We start from the raw sequence: 25934 nt of genomic DNA on the forward strand, positions 1-25934 counted from the left end.
GAAAAATGCATGAGAATTCTTGGATTAGGCGGATCAGTACATGATTTTTCTGCAAGTCTACTAGAAGATGGAAATCTTACAGTTGCAATTGAAGATGAACGGATTAATAGAGTCAAGCATTCATTACAGATAGATATGAGTCAGTATCCATATAAAGCATACAATTATTGTTTGGATGCACGCAATATTCAAATATCTGACGTTGATTTGATTGTTGGAAATTCAATCCTCGACAAAGCCTATTTTCAAGATCTAGAAGATAAAGTTATTCTAATCAATCATCATTTAGCTCATGCAGCTAGTACCTTCTTTCCATCTCCTTTTGAAGATGCTGCAATTCTTGTCATAGATGGCTGTGGAAGTTATGAGGATGATATTTTTGTTGAAACGACAACTTACTATTATGGAACCGGGACTGAGATTAATGAAATAAAAAAAGATTGTGGAAAAGTATTTAATAAGGAACCACATATTCAGTCCGAGAATTCCATTGGTTTTTTTTATGATATTGTCAGTCAAAGTATTGGATTTTCAGGTTTTACACAGGGGAAAACTATGGGATTAGCACCGTTCGGAACAGATAAGTATGTAAATGATTTTTATAGATTCTATAGTATAGACGACAATGGAACTTTTATTCAAAATCGAAAGCAGTTAAAAGTGCTTCGATGGTTTATTACTCAAACCCTAGCATCTTTAAAAAATAGAAAAGAAGAGCAATTACAAGAAATGGCAGATTTCGCGTACGCCGTTCAATACCATTTGGAAAAGATTGTAATTGTCGCTTGTAATCAACTCTATAATAAAACAGAGTCGGAAAATCTTTGTTTAGCGGGAGGTGTTGCGCTTAATAGTGTTGCAAATCGGAAAATATTATCAGAAACGCCATTTAAAAATATTTTTATACAGCCAGCAGCTGGTGATGCTGGAACATCTATAGGAAGTGCTCTTTATGGTCACCATGTTTTACTGAAGCAACCGCGATTAAAGGCAAATCGATTGTTCTCTCCGTATTTGGGTAGGGAATATTCGAACAACGAAATTTTATATGTGCTTGATTGTTATAAAGATCGAATAAAGTGGGAAAAATTATCGGACCCTAGTCGAGAGACAGCGAAGTTGTTAAGTGAAGGAAAAATAATTGCGTGGCACCAGGGGAGATCAGAAATAGGTCCGAGATCGCTTGGTAATCGAAGTATATTGGCAGATGCTAGAAATAAAGATATGAAGGATATCATTAACTCTCGAATCAAACATAGGGAAATGTTTCGTCCTTTTGCACCTATTGTTCTTGAAGAAAAACAAGGTGACTATTTTGAGCTAGAGCACCCCTCTTATTATATGCTACTAGTACCTAATGTACGCAAAGAAAAACAAGAGTTGATCCCATCGGTAACTCACGTTGATGGGACTGGACGAGTTCAAACAGTAAGTAAAAAACTAACCCCCCCACTTTACAGCTTGTTAACTGAATTTGAAAAAATAACTGGTGTACCTGTCTTGCTAAATACGTCTTTCAATGATAATGGTGAACCCATTGTCGAATCTCCTGAAGATTCAATTCGTTGTTTCTTGAGTATTGACTTAGATTGTCTGATTCTTCATGACTATATTATAGAGAAAAGGTGAGCTTAGTGTTAACTGAAGAGCAAAAAAAAAATTTTACAGGAAGGTTTCGTCAAGGTATCTGGAGTCATTGAACAGGATTTAATTCTGCGATTACAAAATGCTATGGATATACTACAAAAGAAAGACAATAAGCATCCCAGTCTGTATAAAACAAGAAATATGTTAAAATGTGAAGATGAATGGGATACTTGGGGTGTTGATGATATATTTAATCCAGGATTATATGATCAATCATTTGGTGATTATCTATCAAATACTCGGTTGCTATCTATTGTTCATTCTATTCTTGGTGATGAATTGAGGTTTTGGAATGCACATGTTTTATGGGAGCCACTAAAAAAGAGTTATGATTTAGAATGGCATAGAGATGGAGTAAATATGAAACCCATGCATACAAATACTCATGTACTATTCAATCTTGCATTGGAACCCGAAACTTCTCTTATTGTACTACCAGGATCACATATCAAGCAACTAAATGATGAAGAATCAGGAATCTTGAAAGACGATAAGAGAGGAGATCTACCAGCACAACAGATTGTTTCTTGTGAAGTAGGGGACATTGTTTTTATGAATTTATGGATTTTGCATAGAGGGAGGTATGCTTTAGGGGATAAGAGACGTGTACTTCATTTCAATTTACAGCCGCGTTATGAAATATATGGTGGACATACATCTCATGTGTGGATGCGTGAAGAGGATTATTTATCAGCTATGCCTCCGATAGTTGCTAAGTTAATGAAAAATTTAATTGAATGGGATGATAGTCCTAAAAGTACTTCCAAGCATATTCACTCATTGAGAGAACTGAGATTAAAGGGGATTGGGAAGTGATGTGTAGTGATTGAGATAAAGAAAATTAGTGATGATGACGTATTCGAAGCCGTATCACTTTCTGAGTACGCCTTTAATCTTGCACCAATGTCTGCAAAGAAAGTCGTTGAGCTCCAAAAACGTGAAAAGAAGGAGAATACATGGGGGTTATATAACGAAAACAAGCTGTGTGCCAAAGTTGTTATACTCCCATTGCAAATGTATATTCAGTCACGACTATTTGATACGGGCGGAGTCATGGGAGTTGCTACTTATCCAAGTTCGAGAAGAAAGGGATATTCTAAAAAACTTATTATAGAGTCACTTAAAATAATGAAAGAGCAAGGGATTAGTATATCTATATTGCACCCTTTCTCTCATAGCTTTTATCGGAAGTATGGTTGGGAGAACTATTGCGAGTATAAAAAATATACAATTTCAATGCATTCCTTCATACTTAACGACAATAAAGATGAGGGAACAGTGCTTTTGAAGAAGCATGATTGGACGGAATTAAACCAAATTTATGAAAAGTATGCATCGAACTTTAATGGCATGTTAAAACGAACACCAGAGTGGTGGGATTTATATAAGAACCATTGTGCATACCAAGCAGTTTACTATAATGAAGATAGTCTTGGTGGATACTTACTTTACAACATCAAGGATCGTAATATGGAGATCGAAGAGTTTGTCTTCCTTGATGTTTTAGCGCAAAAAGCCTTAATGCAATATATTCAAAATCATGATTCATCAGTTGATAGTATTACAATGAAAGTTCCTGTAGACGATCATATGTCTAATCTCTTGGAAAATCCCATTTTAGATCAGAGAGTAGTACCATATTTTATGGCAAGAATTATTAATGTTGAAAACTTTATCAAACAATATTCATTCGTTTCCACTGGAAATAAAAGCAGAATTTTAATGCGAATTGTTGATGAATATGCAAAATGGAATAATGATCTGTTTGAAATTAATATTGAAGCAGATGGTTCTGCGAAGATGTATAGGATGCCTTCTTATCTAGTGGAGGATATGAAATGCAGTATTGGAACGTTGACCACTATCTTGATGGGGTTTCAATCTGCTAGTGAACTATTTAAATATGGTTTACTAGATGGAAAAAAGAAATACGTGGAGCTATTTGATGAGGTAATACCCCCAACTAGGCCATATACTGCCGATTTATTTTAAAGGTTCAGTGTGATTTGATAAGAACTACTATTCTTTCTTTTGTAGTTGCTAATATAGAGAATAAAGGCAATACGAAATTGACCTTAATTCTATCAGGGATGTTAACCCGCTAATGGATTTAGAGGGGCACAAAGAATCGCTTATTTTAAGCATGGCCAAGATACTATTAGCAATCTATTGATACAAGCAATAAGTGAAATGCAATCTTTTTTTAAAAAAGATGGAATACTCCCATTTTTGACTTTTCATCGATTTCAACAAAGCAGCCATTTGATATTCTTCTTTGGGGTGGGCTGTAATCGACGATGAAGCGTATTTTAAAGTTTCTAATTATTGCATCTAATGAATTGGTACCGAGGAAAGTGAACCATTGTACTCTCGATAATGGGTAAATGATTTCATATCACCATTAGTAGGTATTTATTCCGGTTTCAAATACTCCTTAACACATCAAATGCAGCCTAAGAAAATGGCCGACCAAGCATGAATTGAAAGTAAAGTCGGTCCTGAACATTGGAGTGTTTAATCATTTTGTGATGTCTACTTAACAATTGAAGTTTATCCTGCTCAACTATAGATGATTCGCAAAGAAGCAGTATTGAATTTAAGGGATAAGCGAAATGTTTGTATCCATGGGAAAGATCAAATTAGTTATCCGAACTGCCGAATATCTCTGTTTATACAAAATCATTCCGGAAAATTTATGGCGAATAGCGAGATTGAAGGTTTTGTACAACAGATAAAGCTACATTGTAATCCTATTGAAAACGACCCTAGGGCGGATTTTTCAGAATTGCTAAATAGAATGCCCAGTGTTATCCACGATGATCAATTCGATGGACTATTTAGTCAACTATCTATGACAATTCTATTATACTACCAGTCTAAAGACTACATCAAAACTTTTTAGTGGGCTATTGCTAACAGTGATAATCACAACATTCGGGAGAATTTCTTACAGTACCTCAAGAAGAATATGTTTGATTTTTACAATTTTGTATTTACCTTTCCGCATTTGTTGTGACACTTCTCTGAAGAGGTATAATGCTCTCGGGACTGATCCCATAGAGTGAGACAAAGGTATATAGACAAGAGGAGCGCATTACTACATAAATCGGGGATAATTGTACGATTAGCTAGGTTCTTACCGCCATGTCGAAATTGGCATGAGGAGAACAAGGTGATCTCTTTATGATGCTATGATTGTTGGGTGTGCCATGCCAGATGGATTCAAGAAGGAAAACGTAGTAAACGAAAGTGAAATTAAAGATTCTCCTTGGAAACATCGTTTTCCGCACTATGTGGAGTTTACAAGTGATAAAGTAATAAATGCCCCCGATTAAGTACGGTGTCCATTTAGTTGATTTATATAATACTCTGGACAAGACAATATTTCCGTCTTTAAGGAGACGGAATAGTATCAGTCATCGGACACCGTAAAGTATGCATTATAGGCGCTCCCATATTCGGATTAATCAAGAGGCGTATGACTTCTTAATGAATGAGTTGAATAAACGAATTTCGTACTTACGGAGAAATCAATTTGTTGTTCTTTCCGTAAGTTTGAGTATATAGGCATAGTAAGAAACAAGTGAGCTATAGGAACTAACTTTAATGTAATTACAAGGTAAAAATTTTAATGTCATTGTGCTTTAATGAGTTTTTCTTTGGTTCCAACTATAATGTCACTGAACATGTTTGTAGAATCGATTTAAAGTTCTCCCAAGGTTTATAAAGTTCACCTAAAGCTTATAAAGTCGTATCAGAAAGCCGAGCGAAACTCAGGTATCCACTCCTGTTGTCCTCGGCTTTTTTTATCTTTGGAGCGGGTCGTATGACTCGCCAATCCTTTGATAAATCAAGCTTTTCTCCAATTTTTACTCCAACGCTCTTCCCCTAATCCCATTCATTTCCCTGGCCTTCTCCTGCTCTTAACTCGACTTTATTTACTTTTTGATCACCGATTTTCTCCGATTTGCCCCCGATTTTACTCCGATTTGTAGACTTTATTTGCTCGTGTTGAAACGGGGAGTGAAGACGAGAGGTGTTAAAGCCAAGTGAGGAAAGGCTTTGCGGCGATTTGGTGTGGGAGGGTGGCGTAAGTCGACTTTGAAAGTATGTCACAATGTTGTTCAGTGACATTAAAGTGTGTTCCTGTACAATATAGTATGTATGTTTTCATTATAGTTAGTACATTGCCAATATAGTTGGTATCATGGATAGATGTTAGTGTTAACGGATAATTAAGTCGGGAACTAACTAACGATTAACATGAACTCTGTATTGATTCATTACAATTAAGTTATGTTCTGAAGGATTATTTCACAAAATAGTTTTGCTTTAACTGACAAAGAGGGCAACCAGATGAGGATTACTGGTTGCTCTTTTTTTAAAGGGGGTAGATTTATGGCGGACTCAATAGGTCAGAAGATAAAAAAGATCAGAAAAGCACGAGAGATGAATCAGGTTTAGGTATATCTCAAGGTAGGATAAGTGAGATAGAAAAGGACATTACAAAGCCTTCTGCAGATAGAATTATTGCTCTTAGAATGAGATATAACATTGATCTAAATTGGTTATTTGATGATGAGTAATTTTATGAAGACGTAACTAAACAATGTAATTGTTTTTCTTGAACTGTAACCCGAAAGATGAGCACTTTATTAAGTGTCTGTCTTTCGGGTTACAGTTCATCAGATGAGGAAATAGGTTATCATTAAATTGGCCTTTTAAATTATTAATAATTTAAAAGGGGATGTAGCTAAGTCGAGAAGCATTCGGGAAAACCTGGTGTTTTTTATGATTTCATAGCTGAAAGGGTTGGCGAATAGCCAACTGACCCTCTAGAAACTGCTCATCAATCGAAAAAAGTTCTACAAGTGGCGTCAAATCCTCATATAGCTTTGTTATCAGCGGCCACACATTGATGTATGTTTGCATACGGGTTGGCACTTTGCGACTGAATCAGAAAAATGTTCGGCCGTGCTAATTCCGTAAGCTACAGCAATTGGGCAAGCTGCTAAGATGATACAGGACCTTCTTTCGGGATACGCAGCCACTGCAACAGGCTTATTAGCGAATTCAGGGTATGTTGTTTTTTCAACACTGGCGTAGTAGCATTGCAATCAATGAGCATGATTGATTTTTCTTGGATTGCATATCGCTTAACTGGTTTATACACTTAGTTTAGAGTTTCATCGATGCAGAACGTGTATTCCTGTGTTGTATTGCAAAATATTATCATTTATCCAATATTGATTCTTAAGCATTCAGCTAACCATACGACAGCTAGGCTAATTGATTGAATTTGTTATGCCACAATGGAGAGGTAAGTATCACCTAATGACTGGAGCGTTAGTGGTTTATATTATCTAAGGAGGGAATCGTGAGAGTATGGTCCGAAAGCAAATTGTTAAAAACGCTATTCAATGTAAGCACTGCCTCGAAATAATTGAATCTGTTAGTTTGTATGATACAAAGAACTGCGCTTGTGGAATAGTAGGAATAGATGGTGGGAAGGATTATTTACAAAGACACGGTTCTCTTAATGATTATGTAGAGTTATCGGAATTGAGTGGTTAATGTCGTGTGAGTGCAAAACATGTTGAGAATCGCTTTATTGAGAATATATGTTCGTGTATAATATGGTTGAGTTAGGAAAGATGATAAAGTTTGCTGTTAGCAAGTCGCGGAATGGTAAATTTGACCTAATTCGACAACATTCGACATGTCTATTTTGGTATAATTTCACTACCAATTAATAGACATGGAGGTAATTTTTATGAATGCAAAAATAGAAACAAGAAAGTTTAAACAGATTCAATTAGGAGATTCTTTTTTTGATACACTTAAGGAGGATTATCCTGGATTCGAACAATGGTTTTTTAAAAAAATGGATGAGTATGCGGAGGTTATGTACGATGACACCGGCCAACTCGAGGCTTTCCTCTATATGAAAGTGGAAACGGGAGCGGTCATTGATGTTGAACCGGCACTCAAAGAGGGGAAATGGCTGAAGGTAGGCACGATGAAAGTTAATCCGCATGGGACTCGTCTAGGAGAGCGCTTTATCAAAAAGATTTTAGATTGTGCAATTGTGCAGGGTATCACCAATATTTATGTAACTGTTTTCGCTAAGCATACGAAACTGGTAGATATGTTTATGAAGTATGGGTTTGAAGAAAGTGCAGTCAAAAATTCCGGAGCTGGTCAAGAATTAGTGCTTACAAAAGCATTGGATAAAGTAAAAGGGGATATTTTAATGGATTACCCACTCGTCCAAACGCGTGGGAAAAATAAGCATCTCTTGGCTATAAGACCTGAATACCATACCAAATTATTCCCTGATTCGATTCTCAACAACGAAAGTATTGATATTATTAAAGATGTTTCACACACAAACAGCATTCATAAGATTTATATTTCAGCGATGAAAGGCTTAGGGGCTGTAAAGCCTGGTGACTTGATGGTAATTTATCGCACGAAAACATCTAATATGAAGGCTTGGTATACATCTGTTGCCACCTCAATTTGTGTTGTAGAAGAAGTGAAAAATCGAAACGAATTCACCAATTTTCAGGAGTTCGTTAAATACTGCAGAGCCTACTCTATATTTTCTGATGATGAGCTAGGATCCTACTGGAATGCAAAAGGACAAGTTTATGTATTTAAGATGACCTATAATATAGCTCTAAGAAGAAGGCTGAATCAACAGCGGTTGGTCGAGGAAGTTGGTTTGGATAAAGACACCTACTGGGGGTATTTCCCTTTGAGTGAGCAAGAGTTTGAAAAAATCATTATTAAAGGTGATGTTTATGAGAGTCTTATTATCGATTAAACCAGAGTTTGTCGAAAAAATATTCTCTGGTGAAAAGCAGTATGAATATCGTAAGTCTATTTTTAAAAAGAAGATTGATACAGTAGTTGTTTATTCTACAATGCCAGAGGGGAAGATTGTAGGTGAGTTCGAAATAGAAACCATAATCGTAGATCATCCTAAAGCAATTTGGAAGGCAACTGCTAGTGAGTCTGGGATTAGTGATGAGTTTTTTAATCAATACTTTGAGGATAGACTTGAGGGTTACGCGATAAAGATCTCCAATCCACAATTGTATGATAAACCGATAGATCCAAAGGAGAAGTATGAATCTTTTCATGCTCCCCAATCATTCTGTTATATTGCGTAACGGTGAGGTGAAGGCTTAATGGAGAAGGTGCTTTTTGTAAGTGGTGGCCATGGTGTAGGAAAGACATATTTTTGCAAGTACTTAATCGATCGCTATCATTTTATACATCATGCTGCAAGTAAACTGATTTCACGGAGTAAGGAAATAAATTTTTCGAATAATAAGCGAATTGAGGGCATTCCGGAGAACCAGGATGTCTTGATTGAGGCAATAGAAAAGTTGAATCTCAATGGTGAAGTGCTGTTACTGGATGGACATTTTTGCTTAATAAATTTAGATAGTAAAGTTGTGAGAGTGCCTGCTCATACATTCAAGAATCTCTCTCCTAAAGGAATTATTCTATTAATAGATACTGTTGATAATATACATTCCCGGTTGAATGAGAGAGACGGAAGCGCAGCTCTTGAAAAAGATTTAATAGAAGCACTCCAGTCAGAAGAAATTAATTACGGAACAGAAATTGCAAAATCTCTAGGAATTCCATTACTGTTATATCCTGTTGAAGAATCATTCGTGAAGGTTGATGAATTTATTCAAAAGCTTAATATATAACAAATAGTAAATAGCAAAGGATACTGAGTTCAAACATCACAAAGTGAGAGTTGGCTGACGGGTATTAGATTTAACTGGAGGTTTTATATTGCCGGCAAGGGAGAATCCATGCCATAAGTTTGAGTATTTCCTCATTTGTATTGATAAGTCGCTCTTGGGCGGCTTTTTTTATCACGCTTTAAAGAGTTAAGAATCTCTTCCGCATGCAGCTGAAGAGTGCATTATAGAAAATAGGGAGAATTCATATTTGAATGTTTTTTATATCCATATAGTAATAGTGAAATTGATTAATATATCCAAAAACGTACAATGTACCCCTAAAGTATATATTATTTGACGAATAATGGGGCTTTTGGCAGGTACACATGTATCATTGTCGAAATAGTATATTGTTGGTTGACACCACAAAAGTGAAGTGTACTAATGAATATGATAATGACATTTGGTAAATATAAAGGTAAGCCTATTGAATAAGTATATCGAACGAATCCAAGTTACTTTTCATAGATGAGAGAGAACGGCATGCTAAATAAGCCTGAGTATCAGGAGTTTGTGGAAACAATTCCTTATGAATATCCTGAAGAATTCGAATGGGAGGTTGATATTCGAAGTGGGTATAAGTGTTGGATATGCAAGAATACATTAAATATATTTTTGATGTTTAATCCTGAGATTGAGAATGGGTTAAGAAATTGATATCCAATAAATAGTGATCTCCCTATTATAATGCCTAAATCGTTAATCCCATTTGCAAAAGAATACGGAGTACAACTTGAGGAGTGTTATAGCAAGGTAATAGAATCGAAGTATGTTATGCATATCTGTACTCATTGTAAAATGCATCAAGGGGATTATTATGTTGTAGAAGGTAATGGACAACAAACGGATCTTATAAGAAGGATGCAGATTGTTTTGGAGCATGGTGTTTGGAAAGAAAAAGGTCTATAGGGTTGCCCTCTAGGAATCATTTATGTTTCTTTGGAAGTGAAATAAGAGTCTATTAAATAAGTTAAGGGTGAGTCGAATATATACTTCGAGAATTGAAATGTTTCCGGCTAAAAATGGTGATACATTTCTGGTTAGTTGCTTTGGGGAGTCAAATGTAAACATTCTTATAGATTTGGCTTACCTCCATACGTATAAGAATTATGTAAAACCAGTTCTTTTAAATAAGAATACAATGAGTGAATCCCTAGATTTAATGGTTGTTACACATATCGATCAGGATCATATTGCCGGTGCAATTTCCTTTTTAGAAGATAATGGGACTTGTGAAGCCCCTAATATAATTGAAGTGAAGGAAATTTGGCACAATAGTTATCGACACTTATCTATTAGTCAACATGAAGATCCATTGAATAAGACGGAGAAAGAAATGATTGAGAGAAAAGTTGTTTACGTTGAAAGAGACTTTAATAGTAGAACTCCGATAAGTGGAAAACAAGGTTCTAGGCTTGCAGGTTATCTATATTTGGATGGGTATAACTGGAATGAATCTTATAGTGGTAATGCCGTTTCATACAATGAAATTCCGGTATTTCTCGGTAACGGATCTGTTAAACTCACCGTACTTTCCCCTACTGATATTGAACTTAGTGACTTGGAAAGAGTGTGGAGAAAAGAACTGCGTCGAACTTTTCCCAAGATGCCATTGACATCAGATCCATGTTTTGATGATGCTGTAGAATATGTTTCTGAATATCTGGAACCCAAAGGGGGCGGTGTAGGTAGAACGAATGTATCCACGACAGGTTCTATAAAGAAATTGTCAATGTCTCCCTTTTTTGAAGATGGTGATGAGATTAATGCTAGTTCCATTACTTTTATTTTAGAACATAAAGATAAAAAAATGCTTTTTTTAGGAGATTGTCCACCCTCAATAACAATTCGACAACTTAAAGCTCTTTTCTCTACTACAGAGGTACCGCCTTACTTTGATTTAATTAAAGTTTCTCATCATGGAAGTCAATTTAATACGAATATGGATCTCCTTAATATGATCGATTCAAAGAATTACTTAATATCTACTAATGGTTCAGGTCACGGGCATCCTGACATGGAGACCTTATCCAGAATAGTTGCTAGAAAATCTACTTTCACAAGAAATTTATTTTTCTCGTATCCAACTCCTTCGGCAATCTCAATGAATAAGGGAGAATTGAAGAAGGAGTTTAACTATGAAGTATTTTACCCAAGTACTGAAGAGAGTGTAATAGTACACCTATAACTAGGGGGAGCATCAGTGAATCAAAATGACTTTAAATCTATTGCTAAAGTACGTTGTGGGAGTGAGAATGGAACGGGCTTTTTAATAAATGAAACTACGTTGATTACAGCCAGACATGTTATTGACGATAACTTAGATCCGAACGAGTTAAAACCTGTGTTTATTATGTTTGAAAATAATATTGAAATACAGGCAACGGTTATTTTTCCAAACGATCCTTATGTTGGGTTGGATTTTTCAATTTTGTCGTTGCCTGTAGGGGGGGGATATTCTCCTACACTACCACTAAGTATACAAGGCCTTGAGTTAAATGAGAAATGGCAAGCCTTTGGATTTCCGGATACTCAGAAAGACTGGGGGCAACCATTTCGAGGAACCATATCACAAGTGTTTGATGAGAGAGAGGAATGTGACTCTGATTTAGATTTAGCTTGTGAATTTCCTATAATAACGGATCCTAGATTTATAACTCATGGAGCATCCGGATCACCTATAGTAGTTAACCGTGCGATAGTCGGTATTATGAAAGATAAACCGCCTGGTGGAGGAATTATCGGCGCTACTTCGATTAAACGTTGCCTGCCGATACTAAGGTCAATGAATATATCCTTTTCTATTCGAGATATAAATTACAGCGAAATAGAAAGTTCAAGTGCCCTTAGTGTAGATGGGATGACCATCTTTGAGAGGCAATATGATTCCGAAAAAGAAATCGTTATGGGATTAATCGAGAACTTTCCACCAGAAACACATCCTATTTTAATGGAGAGTTTAGTTCAATCTATAGAAAGTATTATGAAAACAGATGCAGAGAAACTTCGGACATTCTGTCAACGCTATAGACATCCCTTTAATGGATTGAGTACTGTTTCAGGCATAGAGCAATTACTGGAGTTAATAACCATCCTGAGATGTGGATATAAGGAGTTAAGTTTTATTCATAATGATATAAATGCAAATTTGAGTCTAGACGAAAATGAAGAGCTATTTGCATATCTTATCTTCTCAACAAAAAGGCATGCGAGAATGCCTGAACTTGTTTTAGACCTTTTTCGAGAAAAGGCAGCAACAGCAACAGGAAAAAAAGAACTTCGTCGTGGCGAAGCACTATTCCCGTTCCCTTTAATATTGGACAATTGTAGTAAAAACAAGAAAACTAATCTATGCAGAAGATGCCAAAATAAGTTTTCCTTTGAGGATATTTTGATTGATTTTACTAAGGTTAACGAACAAGGATATTTTCAGGGGCTAGAAGAGAACAATTATAAAAGTTTAAACGGAACAAAGGTGCTGTGCGGTGAGTGTATTAGAACTTTGCACAATCACGTAACTAACGTAGAAGAATTAGAGTTTCATGTTAGGGAGATGAACTATCTTGATTGAAGAACTTATTGAATTCTTTGAGAAAAATGAATTTATAAAACTAAATCAGCTTAAGTTCAATTATCTTAATGCAGTGTGTGTTTCGCCTGAGCGGATTTACGGCTTTGTTCAGTTTGAAACCGAAGCTGAGTTGAGAGAAAACTGGGAAAAAGCTGCTGATGAATTAGCTGTTAAATTGCAGAGTCGTTTGATTAAAGAGCTCCATATGCTTAAATGGGATGTTTATCTTATAGTTATCATCACACAAAATCAAATTGACACGTCATATCGAAAATTGATTGAGAATGACCGACACTATTTCAGGAAAATTGTTATTACAAAAAATGATGCTCCCTACATAAACAGAATTCCCTTTGTCCTTGATTTAACCAGTAATAAGGAACTACTTATTTTTAATGATAACGAGTTTCTTGAAGAATTCCGAGAGTGTCTGCAAAAATCAACATTAAGTAAGTTGCCTCTGGACTTCTTTAACCCTAAGTTAACAGCTGATCAATTGATTGATTTTTTTAGTTCAATTAAAAAGGATGATTTAAATTGAAGATAAGATCATTGAAAATATGTGGGTTTCGAGGATTTTCTGATGAAACTATTTTCCGTTTTAATGATGCGAAGGTAATATTACTGTATGGACCAAATGGACATGGAAAAACATCAGTGTTTGATGCTATTGAATGGGTGCTTTCAGGAGAAATTCACAGATTTAATCAAGCCACTGACGAAAGAAACAGAACACGATTCATTAGGAATATGCATACGAGTCCGTTAAAAGAGACGTATGTAGAATTAGATCTTATTGCCCCTAATGGGGAGATATTCAAAGTAAAGAGAACATGTACTGCCAGACCTCAGGATACGACGGATTATGGAAAACATGAACTGGAACTTCATTGGTCAAAGCCTATTGATGGAAGAACCAAGTTGATGGATGCGCAAGCGGAGTATCTGTTAAAAAGACTATTAGTAAAAACAGCTTGGATTGAAAAAGTTGAAGTTTCCCGTGGACTACACCTCACTCATATTTTGGGGCAAGAGAAATTAAATGAATTTCTTCGAGGAATGAAAGACGGTGATAGATACGATTCTCTTTCGTTGCTGTTTGGAACCGAGCATTTCTTGAAATATAAAGATTTATATAATGAACTGATCAAAAAAATAAACGATCGAGTTCATCAAATAGAAGGTCAAATTACTGAGGGTACTCGAAAGAAGACAGAATTAAAAGCGTCCATTGATGAACTGAGCAAAAAAGTTTCTGATCAAAATCAGAAAATTTTGAGCATTTACCTTAGCGAATATAAGGACAATTTCTCAGCTCCTGAAAACCTATTTGAAAAAGAGGACTGGAACGCTTTAATACCATTAATTGAGAAAGAAACCGAGACGCTAAAACAGAGAAGATATGATTTAGAAAATAGGGAACGGCGTATTAAGGATCTAGAAGATATTAGATCAAAGTGGCTAACCGATTTGGAGAAATTAAACATAGAAGTAGGCAGATTGGATAAATTAAAAAATCACCGTAATGATTACAATATGCTTAATTTGGTTTCTAGCCTGACCAATCGCAACAACCAATATGAGGAGTCTCTTATTTTCATTAAAGATAAGAACATAGAAATTGACAGTACTAAACAGGCAATCGAGACAATTAAAGCTTCGGTGCACATATCTGACAACTTCAATAAAGTAGTTACAGAGAGCATAGAAAATTTAAGGAACAATAAATATGACTTAATCAAGGATGTCCAAATTGCACATGAGAATTTTATATGGAAATCTAAAACATCGGAGCTCTTGAAAATTATTAGTGTAACTCAATCTTCTATTGTAGATGTATCGAGTATCCATGCTAGTACGAGTAGCTCGCTGAAACTTTTAGAAGAATCCGTTTTAGCGTTACATGGTATAGATCAGAAATATAAAAATTTTCTTAGTAGCTTATCTGATTATCTATCCGTAGAAGAGGAGATAAATAGTTGCCCTGCTTGTGGAACAGAAGGGATTAACAAGCCACAATTACAACTACGAATTCAATTGGAACAAGCCCAAATTCATAATGAATTACCATTACTGGAACAAAAAATTAAAGAGATGAAAGATAAATTTGAAAAAGAGAAAATTAAATTAAATGAATTGAATTTGCATATCGAAAAATCCTATTTAGAGATCAAAACAATTCTAAAAAGCGCTGAAGAAGAATGTCAGAATAAGAAAGACCATATGTTAAAAATGGAAAAAGAAATACAGAATTTGAGTGCTCAAATAGAATTGAGGAATAAATTCATTCAAGAATACAATGAGGATTTACTGAGAATTGGTTTAAATGAAACTGTAGAAAATAAAATGGGCAAATTACTACAGTTAGAGCAGCAATTCGCAGAAAATTTATTGGTACTAACAGCAGAGGAAAAAGCTGATTTACCCCAAGAAATTAAAAAAACTGAAGAAACTATTGCTGAAAATCGAGCCTTTGTTGAATCCTTTATATGTAAGCTATTGCTTGCGGGTGCGCCTTCGCAGGCTAAACAGTGGAGCGTTGAGGAAATAGAGGGTTTTATTCAAGATGCCTTAAAAAATTTACAGAGTGATAAAGAGAAGCTGATTCATCTAGAATCAGTAATTATTATGTCGATAACTGCAATAGAAAATGCTAAAGAAGAATTGTTATTAAAGACACGTCAAGAAGAAATGCGTGTGCAACAGAATCACTTAGAGCATTTAGACCAACTTAAAAAAACAGCCCATGAAGATCAAGATACTATCAAAGATCTAATTAACAATGTTAAACCAGCTGTTGACCAATTGAATGAAAAAATGATTTCTGAATTATTCGATACGATTCAGAAAATCTTCTCCAGGATTAATTCGCATCCTGTTTATAACCATATTAATTTTAATAAAGAATTCAGGCATAGATCTTACAGATTACTGATTTATGTATTAACTGGATATGATGAGAAACAAACGCAGGCAAATGCAACATACATTTTCAGTTCAGCACAAATTAACTCGATAGCACTATCTTTTTTTATGGCTATGGGCGTACACCAACAGTGGTCTAGTCTACAACTTATGGGTATGGATGATCCAATCCAAAGTATGGATGAGATTAATGTTTTATCACTAATTGATTTAATTCGTTTATTTATAGAAAAGTATGATAAGCAGTTTATTATCTCAACCCATGATTATAGGTTTTACCAAATGATGTTGAAAAAATTTAGAAATCAAGATATTGCGGTAATTGAGTATGAAGGATATAGCGAAAAAGGTCCGCTTATAAAGCAACAGGTTAGTGAAAACGCAGAAATAGAGAATGTATTGATTATACCTGCTGAAGACCCAATTTCGATATCCAAGTTATTAGGACTTAATGATGCATCATTATAAGAAGTTTTCATTTTAAGAGGAGGTACTAATGGCGGTAAGTTTAGTATCTAATGATTTATTAGATCGTTTTAAAGGATTATTAGATGAAACTGAGAATGAATTAAATATTATTCCCCATTCGTTGGAACGCAAACTGCTACTCTATTGGCAGACTGGCTAAAATTGAATCCAACCATTAGTTGCAACATTATTACCAGATTTTATAGGGAGGATTTTGTAGAGCGAGTTAGCAGCATTTACGGATTAGAACGCTTGCTCCATGCAAAGGCTAAGATTTATGCTTTAATCGATTTACATTCCAAGCTTTACTCGTTTGATGCCCACTCCGTTATCATAGGTTCAGCCAACTTTACACAAGGTGGCTTTTTATCTAACCACGAGGTCTGTGTCATAATGGATGATGAGCCAGAAATAACTGAAAAGGCAAATGAATACTTCTACGATTTGCTAGATCAGATTCAATTGGATGGTAATGGGGTTGTTACCCAAGAATGGATTGATGAAGAAAAAAATCATGTTTCTCAGTTAGCTGCCAATCGGCGGAATAGAAAGGTCACCTACTCTAACACTTTAAAAAGGGTGCCGTTTTAAAGAAAATGGTACATCCTGACTTGTTTGAATCGATCTTTGAGAAGTCAAATGATTTTGATGAGATGACTGGTTATTGGTTAAAGTTTGAAGGTACTGGTGAAGATCGTATTCCTAATGATTGTAATTATAAGCTAATGAAAGATGAACGAAGATGTACTCTAGATGTCACTTATTTTCCCCGAAAACCAGGCAGCATTCAAAGTGAGGATACACTATTCTTAATTATTGTGAGTTATGATGAACAGAATAGGCCGACCCCTATGATTGTTGGGTATGCCAAGACAAATGGATTTAAGAAGGGCAACGTAGTAAACGAAAGTGATCCCAATGGTTCTCCTTGGACGCATCGTTTTCCGTACTATGTAGAATTTACAAGTAGCAAGGTAATTAATGCTCCAATCAAGTACGGTGTTCGTTTAGTAGATCTATACAATAATTTGGGCAAGACAACATTTCCGTCTTTGAGAAAACGGAGAAATGTCAGTCAGCGAACTTTACAAAGTATGCATTTTAGGCGCTCACATATTAGGATTACTCAAGAGGCATATGACTACTTAATGAACGAATTAAATGAGCGATTCCGTACTTATGGGGAATTCATTTTGTAATTCTTTTCGTAGCGTAAATAAATAGGCCTGGTAAGATGCAAATAAGGTTTAGAAACCAGCTTTAATGTAAATATCAGACACAAACTTTAATGTCACCATGTATTTAATGTCCTTTTTCTAGACACCAACTATATTGTAAATTAAAATAAGGGTTAAAAACATGGAATCCTTTGATTTTGCTGTTTTTTTCAGACACCAACTATAATGTCACTGAACATGTTGCGCAAGGCAAATAAAGTCGTTACCAGCAATTTAAACTCGTGTTGAGCAATTAAAAGTCGTATCAGAGTCGAGCAGATCCAGGATTATTTCCTGACATTTGCTCGGCTTTTTTTATTGGGGCGGGGATAGGGATTAAGGGGAAGGTAGGAGAATGCAGGATTCTTCTCGAATCATATCTCACTTGCTTTTCTCAGGCATTCACATTCGTTCTCTCAGGCGATTCCTGTACCTTTATTCAGCTATGTTACCCGTCCTTTTAAATTGCATTTCCCAAGCCCTCCTAATCCCCAATCTCTGTCTTATCTCCTACTGTAATTAGAAAATAAAGTATTTTCTTAGTGCTTAGGTTAAGATAAATCCCCTGTGTAAGCACTACATGCTACCCGCGTACGTTCTCTAATAGGTGATTGGAAATGAAAAATAATGAGGAGGACGTAGCCCAAGCGAAGGCGCGGGAGGGTTCTTTTTATTGAACTAACGAGAAGTTTAGCTCAATATACTGACAAGTGAAAGAATGAGGAAATCCATGATATTTAGAGATATACAGAGTTATTGTTTTCTGAAAAGCCCAAATTAAAGCATTGTAATGCGGGAGTGTAATGAAGGGAAAAAAGAGAACGTACGTTTTTGTAGTTTGTAAAAATTGGTTTCTCCTTTTATGATTGTAACAAATGAATCTATTAATAGAGGAGATGTCTATATGAGCAATATTCTATTAAACTCAAGAAATAACACTCTTGATACTAAAGGGGTTTTAGAACAAAATAAAATGTTTTGGGATAAAACTGCTGATAAATGGTTTGGTGTAACTGCACTCCCAGAACTCGGTTGTTTGATTCCAACAGAAGAAGATTTACATTTGTTTGGTGATGTGTCTGGTAAAAAAGTTCTTGAAATTGGTTGTGGAAGTGGGCACTCACTTAAATACAATGGTGACCATGGTGCTTCAGAACTTTGGGGACTCGATATGTCAACACAGCAAATTGAAAATGCAAACCAATATTTGAAAGAATGCGGATATGAAGCACATTTATTTAATAGCCCTATGGAAGTGAATCCTGGCTTACCAATCGATTATTTCGATATTGTTTATTCAATATATGCGATCGGCTGGGCTACAGATTTACAAAAAACATTTAATTTAATTGCTTCCTATTTAAAAAATGATGGTACTTTTATTTTTAGCTGGGATCATCCTGTTACGAGATGTATGGAAGTTGAAGATAATAATCTTGTAGTTAAAAGCTCATATTACGATGAGAACCTTGTAACTTATGAAAAATATGGCTTCGATGTTTCACTCAGCAAAAGGAAAATTTCAACGTATATTAACGCTTTATCGAAAGCAGGATTTTTTATTGAGGAAATGATTGAAGAAACTGATAAACAAACCTTTGAAAGTGAGAGTGGAGTTAAACAGGAGTATCATTCTGCTTTTACTGCGAAACAGTTTCCCTTGTCCTTCGTTATTAAAGCAAGGAAACTATAATCGGAGATTTAATCTGTAAAAAATTAAACTTACGGGAAACGGTAGTTTTATAAATTGGCTTTTACCACTTTTGAGCAACATGCTAAAATACATTAGTAGTACCAGTTAACCTCTGAGCCTAATGTGGAGCTTAGAAAGACTTCTATAAAGTATTTGTGGTAACTGGTACGATATTTAGAAGGAATTAGCCCCTAATAGGCGTATATATAATTGTGCAGTGACCTCTCAGGGAACAACCGCCCAGAATAGGTTTGGAGCCAGCAGGACATCCTCCTGGACTTCTTTAACAGAAATGAGGCGCTCCATGTTTTTGGCGCTGCACATTTGATGATTATTCAACCTGTCGAAATGACAGGTTTTTTGCATAGAAAAACAAAGAACTTAACAGAGAAAGCAGGAAATTGTTTCCTTATGTCGAAAGAACTTAACAGAAGCCCTTTAAAGTTATTGAGGCGGATTCTCGACCTCTCAGTTTATTATGGGTTATGCACCGAATCTAAAACCTGACATGCTACATTGGGCCCATTGCGGAGCTCTTAAGAAAACTTGGTTAATCTGGTGCAAATGATTCGAATAGGTGATCATAAGTTGAATAATTTTATGCTTACGGATATGAGCATTATTGAAGGCCAAGACAACTCCAGAGCTTTTTATTCCTTCTATGTTGGAATAGATATCGGTTCGGATTTCCATGTTGCTGCTTGCATTCCTTTTGAAAAATTCCGCAGTGAGAAGGAATGGAAACGCAGTAAAACAATGAAGTTTAACTCGGATAGCCAAGGAATTACAAAGTTTATCCATGCTTAGAAGATATTCAGGCACAATTCGGGTATAAACCCCAGGATTTCTTTATATTACTGGAGCCAACCGGTGGACATTATTCATATCTAGTAGTTCGAGTTTTTTTAGATCGCGGCTATTCTATATATCAGGTTGAAAATATAGCTGTAAAAGATTTTCGTGAACGCCAGCTAGGACTTAATGAAAAATCCGATGAAATTGATGCTAGGATTATGGCCTATATGGGATGGCACAAAACCCTTCATCCTGATATGCGCTCGGTTCGAATAGTTCGTCCTGCAAGTGCAGAGCAGGTTTTATACCGCACATTAACTAGGGATCGCTGGTTACTTACTACTCAATTAACGAGACGTAAGAATCAAGTCCAGCAATTATTCTCTGTAACCAATCCTGAACTTAAACGAGCTTTTAAAAAAACAGGTGCGTTAAGTGTCCTCAAATTAGCTCTGAAGTATCCTACAGCTCAAGAAATGGCCAAGGTAACTCAGAATGAACTTAGGCAAACTCTAATAACAATTGGTGCAAAAACTACTGCTACAAAAGCCTCAATAACCTTGGCAGAACTGTTACCCAACACATTAGCCTTGAACATTCCACACCTAGCTGAACGCCAAACTTGGCTTATTGAAGAAGCCTTGCGCATAGATGAAGCGATAAAAAGCATGGATAATCAGATAGCTTCCCTGCTTTATGGTGATAAAGAAAAAGGGTATAAACCTCATCCTTATACAAATATACTTATGTCCTTCCCTATCATGAGTGAATCTATGGCCTGTACATTTATCGGCGCTATTGGTGATATTGAACGTTTCTCAACATATTTAGAGCTTAAAAAGTACCTTGGTGTAGCCGCTGAGAATAAAATCTCGGGCACATCTGTTTTTAAGAGTAGGCAGACATACGAGGGTGTTAGAGATACTCGCAGAGTTCTATTCTTAATGACTTTGCTGTTAATATCCCCAAAAATAAGTGAAAATAGTTTTCGTGTTTACTATAAACGGTTAGTTGATCGAGGAATGGCGAAGAGAAAAGCAATAGGTCATGTATGCGGTAAGATAGCCCAAGTTTTATACTCATGCCTTAAAAACAACGAACCGTATGATCCGTTCAAACACGCGAGCAAAATGGGAGTAATCCTTGATGGCGATAAAGTGAAATTAAAGATCCCATCTAATTTAGAAGTTTACGAACGTCAGGCAGATGAGTTAGCTGACGATGATGTCTTATAAACGACAGTATCTTACACTGCCTTAAATAAAACATAAATAGCCCATTGCCCTGCAAATTGGAAATTAAGGAGCTTCCAAATAACGGTGATGGGCTATTTGAATTTTTATAAGCACTACACTACATTAGACTGGAAATTATCAAGACCTTGATTGAGAAAAATTTATTAAAACAAAGGGATTTACATATTACGCATAACTAATATGTAGATCCTTTAATTTTTCGGACTGAGGAAAAAAGCATTAATCGAGGATCTATCGTTACTCTAACGGGCGGATTTCTTTAGTTACAACATTGACGTTCGGGAAAATACAAGCTCTACTGCGATGCCCAGCCGATACTATCTTATCTAATCAAACCTTCCCTATTCCTTTGGCAAGGCAGCATGTTATCATATTACTGTTGTCCGAAAATTTACCAGTACCGAGGGGGAACTTAATATATGAGCATCAACTTACAAGATTGGATTCAGGAAGCCGATTTGGCGAGCATGCAAAAGGCAATGTCTTCGGGTGAATGTACATCCGAAGCCCTCGTACTTGCATATATCGAACGCATTCATAGGTATAATCCTCTGATCAATGCAGTATTAGAGATCAATCCAGATGCACTTGAAATAGCAAGGAATCTTGACCTTGAGCGAAATACAACAGGTAGTAGAGGGCCGTTGCACGGAATTCCAATCCTGCTCAAGGATAACATCGATACGCACGACCGAATGCATACGAGCGCTGGTTCAATCGCATTGGCTGAGTTGTTTGCTCCTGAAGATTCGTTCATAGCCGCAAAGCTTCGCGCTGCCGGCGCAGTTCTTCTAGGTAAGGCAAATATGACCGAGTGGTCGAATTTTATGTCCAACCGTATGCCGGCTGGATACAGTTCCAGAGGCGGATATGTATTGAATCCATATGGACCTGGTAAGCACTTCGTCAGCGGGTCAAGTTCAGGTTCGGCTGCAGCCGTAACGGCAAACCTGGCAGCAGCAGCGATCGGAACAGAAACCGCGGGTTCGATTATTGGGCCGGCCAGCCAACATTTTCTCGTCGGTATAAAGCCTACTGTAGGGCTTGCGAGCCGCAGCGGTATTATCCCGATCTCCATAAGTCAGGATACACCAGGACCAATTTGCAGGACAGTCACTGATGCAGCGTCTCTACTCGGGGCAATCGTCGGGATTGACGAAAACGATAAGGCAACATGGACTAGCCCGCATCGTACTTTTCATGATTACACAACTTATCTCGACCGAGACTTTCTGCGTAAAGCTCGTGTTGGGATTCCCAGACATTACTATCGGTCGTTGGATGAAGAAAGACTTTCCATCATGGAATCTGCCATCGAAGTACTGCGTGAGCAAGGTGCTACAGTTATCGATCCTGTGGACCTCCATTTGGAGCAGCATCCATGGAACAATGATGTTATCTGCTACGAATTCAAAACAGGCCTGAATCGCTATTTATCGAATTTGAACTCAGATATGCCCGTGCATTCTCTTCAAGAACTGATTGATTATAATCAGAAACACGCTGCATCCGCATTGAAGTTTGGCCAAGACAATCTGATTCGCTCGGAACAAAATGCGTTAAACGAGATAACCTATCAACTTAAACGTCAAGAATATAACCACCCGGCTGTAACGCAAGGGATTGACTATGCACTCGATCAACATGGCTTAGATGCATTAATGTTACCCGGTGACATTGATGGCATGTATATTGCTGCCCGGTTAGGGTACCCCCTTATTACGGTGCCCGCCGGTTATTCAGCAAAAGGAACAATTGATGCGGATGGCGATTCGACGCAGGGTCCATTTGGTGTTGTCTTTTCCGGGAGGGCTTTCAGTGAGCCCACGCTAATCAGCATTGCCTATAGTTTTGAGCAGGCAACACTTTTCCGTCGTCCGCCAAAGTACTAGACTCACGGACGCCATTAAGCTAACCGGCAGTAATATTTAGGAACAACCTTATCTGAGCTTACAAAGTAGAGGTATATTTTACTCTAGCGGATAATCATAGCGAATGAACCCCTTGTGATTGGCGACCTTGTCATAGAGCAAACGAGCTGTGGTATTGTCTTGACGAGTTTGCCAGTAGAATCGAGAAGCGTTATGTTCACGCGCCGATTTCGCGACCCGCTCTATGAGCGCGCGAGCTACCCCATGCCCCCGGGCAGCTTCGTCGACGAATAGATCTTGCAGGTAGCAGACATCTTCCATCCAGATAGCGCGATGGAATAGGTAGTGAGCTATACCGACCAAATTTCCTTGTAGGTGCGCGCCAAAACCATATATGCCATCGGCGTTCAGCAATCGGTGCCACACCTCATCATATGTTGAGTCGGGGAGCTCAGTCTCGTAAAAGGTTTTATAACCTCGAGCCAAGATGTTCCAGCGGTTACGGTCTTCTACTCTCAGTGGCACAATGTCAATCGAGATTTGTTTATTCGATCTTCCTACCATTTTGGATCATCCTTTCAATTATAATAAGAGTAACAAAGGTTAGTATAAATAAATTATATTGGCTTATTGGTATATGATATAGAACCAATACAAAAATCTTTCATTAGACCAATTTGTAATGAGAAACGTAACACAAAGATCATAGACCATTACGTTAACGGATTACGATAGTTGAATGTTAACCACAACAGCGGCCAGTCTAGGCCTTTATTTTCATCGTCTATACATTCATAGACAAAAAAAGCCCAGGCATCGTACGCGTGAGCTTTGATCTACAGGATGTCGCCGGATTACGCTACAATTATGTGCAAAATTTGGCTCCCGATCAGTCCCGGCCCGCCTCGTAAAGCTTCTGCGCCACCATGGCCGGCCTTGTGCGCGTATCCGTAAAGTGATCCCCGTCGCCGACGGTCAGGCGGAATAGACCGAGCCGTGAGGACATATGCGGATTCCAGCCGAAGCCCTCTCCTTGTGGCAATACGTTGTCTTGGTAGAAATAGACATAACTTTTGGGCGTAGGCAGTGTATAGAACGCTTTAAGATCCAGTTTCTCGAAAAGTGGTTTCGCCGGTTCCGGACTGACACTTGTATAAAACCGTTTGGCTTCCTCCAAGGTTGCCGTATTGACGAACAAATCCCGAAACAGCGGAAACGGAAGCATGATTGTATCGTCCTTCGATACGGCTCTTAGCTGCTCGAAGCCCTGCCTCGTTTGAGGCGGTAACTCGTCGGCAACCGACTCACCGTCTTTCAGTACGAACGCGTCCCAGAATACGAGGCGCTTGATGCGGTCCGGTACCTGTTCGACAACCTTCTGGATGACGGATCCACCGAAGCTGTGCCCAACGAGAACGATGTCGCGTAGGTTCTGCTTCGTTATAAAGTCGACGACGGACCTTGTGATCATCGCATGTGTGACATTTTTATTCGGATCTGTGCCGTGACCTGCGTATTCCGGCGCATAGACGGCATGCCCTTGACTGCGCAGCACCGCAGCTATGCCGTCCCAAAAGTGGGCGTCGGCCCAAGAGCCATGCACAAGCACGAATGTAAGCCGCTGCTGCTCAGGCAGACAATAGCTTTCGTCCGATTCAATGGCGCTACGCCACCAGAGCCATCCGCCTTCGGTATATGGGGAATAATACCCGCGGGGAGCAAACCTGTAATCGGAATATGGGAATTGATGAATTTCAGGACGATAAGGAAACATGTTAAAGCACCTCTCAAAATGACATATATCAGCTTATGCCCAATGCGTTTGAGAAGTACCTGTATGCAACAATGATAAGGAGAGTATCATGTACACAATTGGACAAGTCGCTAAATTCTTAGGTGTATCTAGAGATACCTTGAAATTTTATGAAGAAAAGGAATTAGTTAAGCCTCAGCAAAATACGGAGAATGGATATCGAGAATATAACCATTTTGATATCTATGATATAACAACAGTAAATTTCTATAGAGAAATGGATATTGAAATTAAAAAAATCCAGGAACTAAGAAAAGGTAAGAGTATAGAAGAAATACAATCATTATTAGAAGAGAAAGAACAAGCAGTGTTAGAGGAAATTGAATATAAAAAACAACTTTTAAAAAAACTACAGATCGTCAAAGAAGATTGCGAAAAAATAAAACTATTCTTAGGAAAATACATAGTAAAAGAAATGAAGCCGTTAGAAATAAAAGGAGAAATCGATCATTTCACTGCGTATGATGAATATGAAACTCTACAAGAGAACACAGACAGCTTAAAAAAAGCAGTAACTCTAACATCTTTAACAAGAGTCATAAGTTTTAATGAAGAAGGTATGATAGGAAATAAGTTTATCATTGCAAAAAAATTGGAAGACTTCGATGGAGAAATAGAAGGTGAAATTTTATCTCATCCAAAATGTATGTATACCGTTATTGAAGATGGAAGATGGTCAACAGGTGGAAAAAATATTGATCGTAACGTGGAAGCTAGTTTAAGGAAAGTAGCAATAGACGAAGGGTATGAACTTTTAGGGCTAGTTTATATCAATCTATTACTTACCACTTATGAAGATGATCTCGAACGTGTGTTTTTCGAAATGTATGCACCTATAAAATAATGCAGACCTGTATTGACCTGTGAGTAACCCCTAGGTTTAAGCTAAAGTTATTCGTAAATATGATC

At 37.1% G+C, this 25934-nt stretch carries 21 protein-coding genes and 1 pseudogene; 19 read left to right on the forward strand and 3 right to left on the reverse strand.

All coding sequences use genetic code 11. The features are described 5' to 3' along the window. Nucleotides 1-9: 9 nt before the first annotated feature. From ACSBOP_RS01820 to ACSBOP_RS01835, 4 genes are all read left to right on the forward strand, one after another. Nucleotides 10-1629 (forward strand): carbamoyltransferase family protein, encoded by a 1620-nt coding sequence (locus ACSBOP_RS01820; protein ID WP_442602799.1) that lies wholly within the window; start codon nt 10-12, stop codon nt 1627-1629. 84 nt (nt 1630-1713) lie between these two features. Then, a complete protein-coding gene (locus ACSBOP_RS01825) occupies nt 1714-2463 on the forward strand; it encodes a phytanoyl-CoA dioxygenase family protein (protein WP_442604337.1) in 750 nt (249 codons plus the stop codon). Between the two features lie 6 nt (nt 2464-2469). After that, nucleotides 2470-3639, forward strand: a complete 1170-nt coding sequence (locus ACSBOP_RS01830) for a GNAT family N-acetyltransferase (RefSeq protein WP_442602800.1) — start codon at nt 2470-2472, stop codon at nt 3637-3639. A 2510-nt stretch (nt 3640-6149) separates the two neighbouring features. Beyond that, on the forward strand, nt 6150-6233 hold the full coding sequence (locus ACSBOP_RS01835) for a hypothetical protein (RefSeq protein WP_442604338.1): 84 nt from the start codon (nt 6150-6152) through the stop codon (nt 6231-6233). Nucleotides 6234-6548: 315 nt separating this feature from the next. Here ACSBOP_RS01835 and ACSBOP_RS01840 read toward each other — a convergent pair whose 3' ends face one another. After that, a complete protein-coding gene (locus tag ACSBOP_RS01840; protein ID WP_442602801.1) occupies nt 6549-6764 on the reverse strand; it encodes a Y-family DNA polymerase in 216 nt (71 codons plus the stop codon). Nucleotides 6765-7032: 268 nt separating this feature from the next. Here ACSBOP_RS01840 and ACSBOP_RS01845 point away from each other — a divergent pair, with 268 nt between their 5' ends. The 14 genes and pseudogenes from ACSBOP_RS01845 to ACSBOP_RS01910 all read left to right on the forward strand — a co-directional run bounded on the left by ACSBOP_RS01845 (nt 7033) and on the right by ACSBOP_RS01910 (nt 23233). Further along, nucleotides 7033-7221, forward strand: coding sequence for a DUF7695 domain-containing protein (locus ACSBOP_RS01845; protein WP_442602802.1), 189 nt, complete (start codon nt 7033-7035; stop codon nt 7219-7221). Between the two features lie 199 nt (nt 7222-7420). After that, on the forward strand, nt 7421-8476 hold the full coding sequence (locus ACSBOP_RS01850) for an N-acetyltransferase (protein ID WP_442602803.1): 1056 nt from the start codon (nt 7421-7423) through the stop codon (nt 8474-8476). Further along, complete coding sequence (locus ACSBOP_RS01855; protein WP_442602804.1) at nt 8454-8825, forward strand: ASCH domain-containing protein; 372 nt, start codon at nt 8454-8456, stop codon at nt 8823-8825. Before ACSBOP_RS01850 ends, ACSBOP_RS01855 begins: the two co-directional genes overlap by 23 nt. Nucleotides 8826-8843: 18 nt before the next feature. After that, nucleotides 8844-9377: an ATP-binding protein gene (locus ACSBOP_RS01860; RefSeq protein WP_442602805.1), complete on the forward strand. Its 534-nt coding sequence runs from the start codon at nt 8844-8846 to the stop codon at nt 9375-9377. A 1045-nt stretch (nt 9378-10422) separates the two neighbouring features. Beyond that, nucleotides 10423-11604 (forward strand): MBL fold metallo-hydrolase, encoded by a 1182-nt coding sequence (locus tag ACSBOP_RS01865; protein ID WP_442602806.1) that lies wholly within the window; start codon nt 10423-10425, stop codon nt 11602-11604. A 15-nt stretch (nt 11605-11619) separates the two neighbouring features. Then, a complete protein-coding gene (locus ACSBOP_RS01870; protein WP_442602807.1) occupies nt 11620-12987 on the forward strand; it encodes an ABC-three component system protein in 1368 nt (455 codons plus the stop codon). Beyond that, on the forward strand, nt 12980-13528 hold the full coding sequence (locus ACSBOP_RS01875; RefSeq protein WP_442602808.1) for an ABC-three component system middle component 1: 549 nt from the start codon (nt 12980-12982) through the stop codon (nt 13526-13528). Before ACSBOP_RS01870 ends, ACSBOP_RS01875 begins: the two co-directional genes overlap by 8 nt. Beyond that, a complete protein-coding gene (locus ACSBOP_RS01880; RefSeq protein ID WP_442602809.1) occupies nt 13525-16380 on the forward strand; it encodes an AAA family ATPase in 2856 nt (951 codons plus the stop codon). Before ACSBOP_RS01875 ends, ACSBOP_RS01880 begins: the two co-directional genes overlap by 4 nt. Before the next feature lie 28 nt (nt 16381-16408). Next, nucleotides 16409-16540, forward strand: a complete 132-nt coding sequence (locus ACSBOP_RS01885) for a hypothetical protein (RefSeq protein ID WP_442602810.1) — start codon at nt 16409-16411, stop codon at nt 16538-16540. Between the two features lie 2 nt (nt 16541-16542). Further along, nucleotides 16543-16971, forward strand: a complete 429-nt coding sequence (locus tag ACSBOP_RS01890) for a phospholipase D family protein (RefSeq protein ID WP_442602811.1) — start codon at nt 16543-16545, stop codon at nt 16969-16971. Between the two features lie 5 nt (nt 16972-16976). Continuing rightward, a complete protein-coding gene (locus tag ACSBOP_RS01895) occupies nt 16977-17579 on the forward strand; it encodes a hypothetical protein (protein WP_442602812.1) in 603 nt (200 codons plus the stop codon). Nucleotides 17580-18501: 922 nt separating this feature from the next. Further along, a complete protein-coding gene (locus ACSBOP_RS01900) occupies nt 18502-19290 on the forward strand; it encodes a class I SAM-dependent methyltransferase (protein WP_442602813.1) in 789 nt (262 codons plus the stop codon). 573 nt (nt 19291-19863) lie between these two features. Continuing rightward, nucleotides 19864-21320 (forward strand): annotated as a pseudogene (locus tag ACSBOP_RS01905) (IS110 family transposase). A 440-nt stretch (nt 21321-21760) separates the two neighbouring features. Next, nucleotides 21761-23233: an amidase family protein gene (locus ACSBOP_RS01910; RefSeq protein WP_442602814.1), complete on the forward strand. Its 1473-nt coding sequence runs from the start codon at nt 21761-21763 to the stop codon at nt 23231-23233. 78 nt (nt 23234-23311) lie between these two features. Here the strand turns inward: ACSBOP_RS01910 and ACSBOP_RS01915 are convergent, their stop codons facing one another. Further along, the gene (locus ACSBOP_RS01915) at nt 23312-23776 is read right to left on the reverse strand and encodes a GNAT family N-acetyltransferase (protein ID WP_442602815.1); all 465 of its coding nucleotides are present in this window, start codon (nt 23774-23776) and stop codon (nt 23312-23314) included. A gap of 325 nt (nt 23777-24101) precedes the next feature. After that, complete coding sequence (locus ACSBOP_RS01920) at nt 24102-24986, reverse strand: alpha/beta fold hydrolase (RefSeq protein WP_442602816.1); 885 nt, start codon at nt 24984-24986, stop codon at nt 24102-24104. 88 nt (nt 24987-25074) lie between these two features. Here ACSBOP_RS01920 and ACSBOP_RS01925 point away from each other — a divergent pair, with 88 nt between their 5' ends. Beyond that, complete coding sequence (locus tag ACSBOP_RS01925; protein WP_442602817.1) at nt 25075-25869, forward strand: MerR family transcriptional regulator; 795 nt, start codon at nt 25075-25077, stop codon at nt 25867-25869. Nucleotides 25870-25934: the final 65 nt, after the last annotated feature.

The organism is Paenibacillus sp. KN14-4R (assembly GCF_052180255.1).
Classification (GTDB): Bacteria; Bacillota; Bacilli; order Paenibacillales; family NBRC-103111; genus Paenibacillus_AM.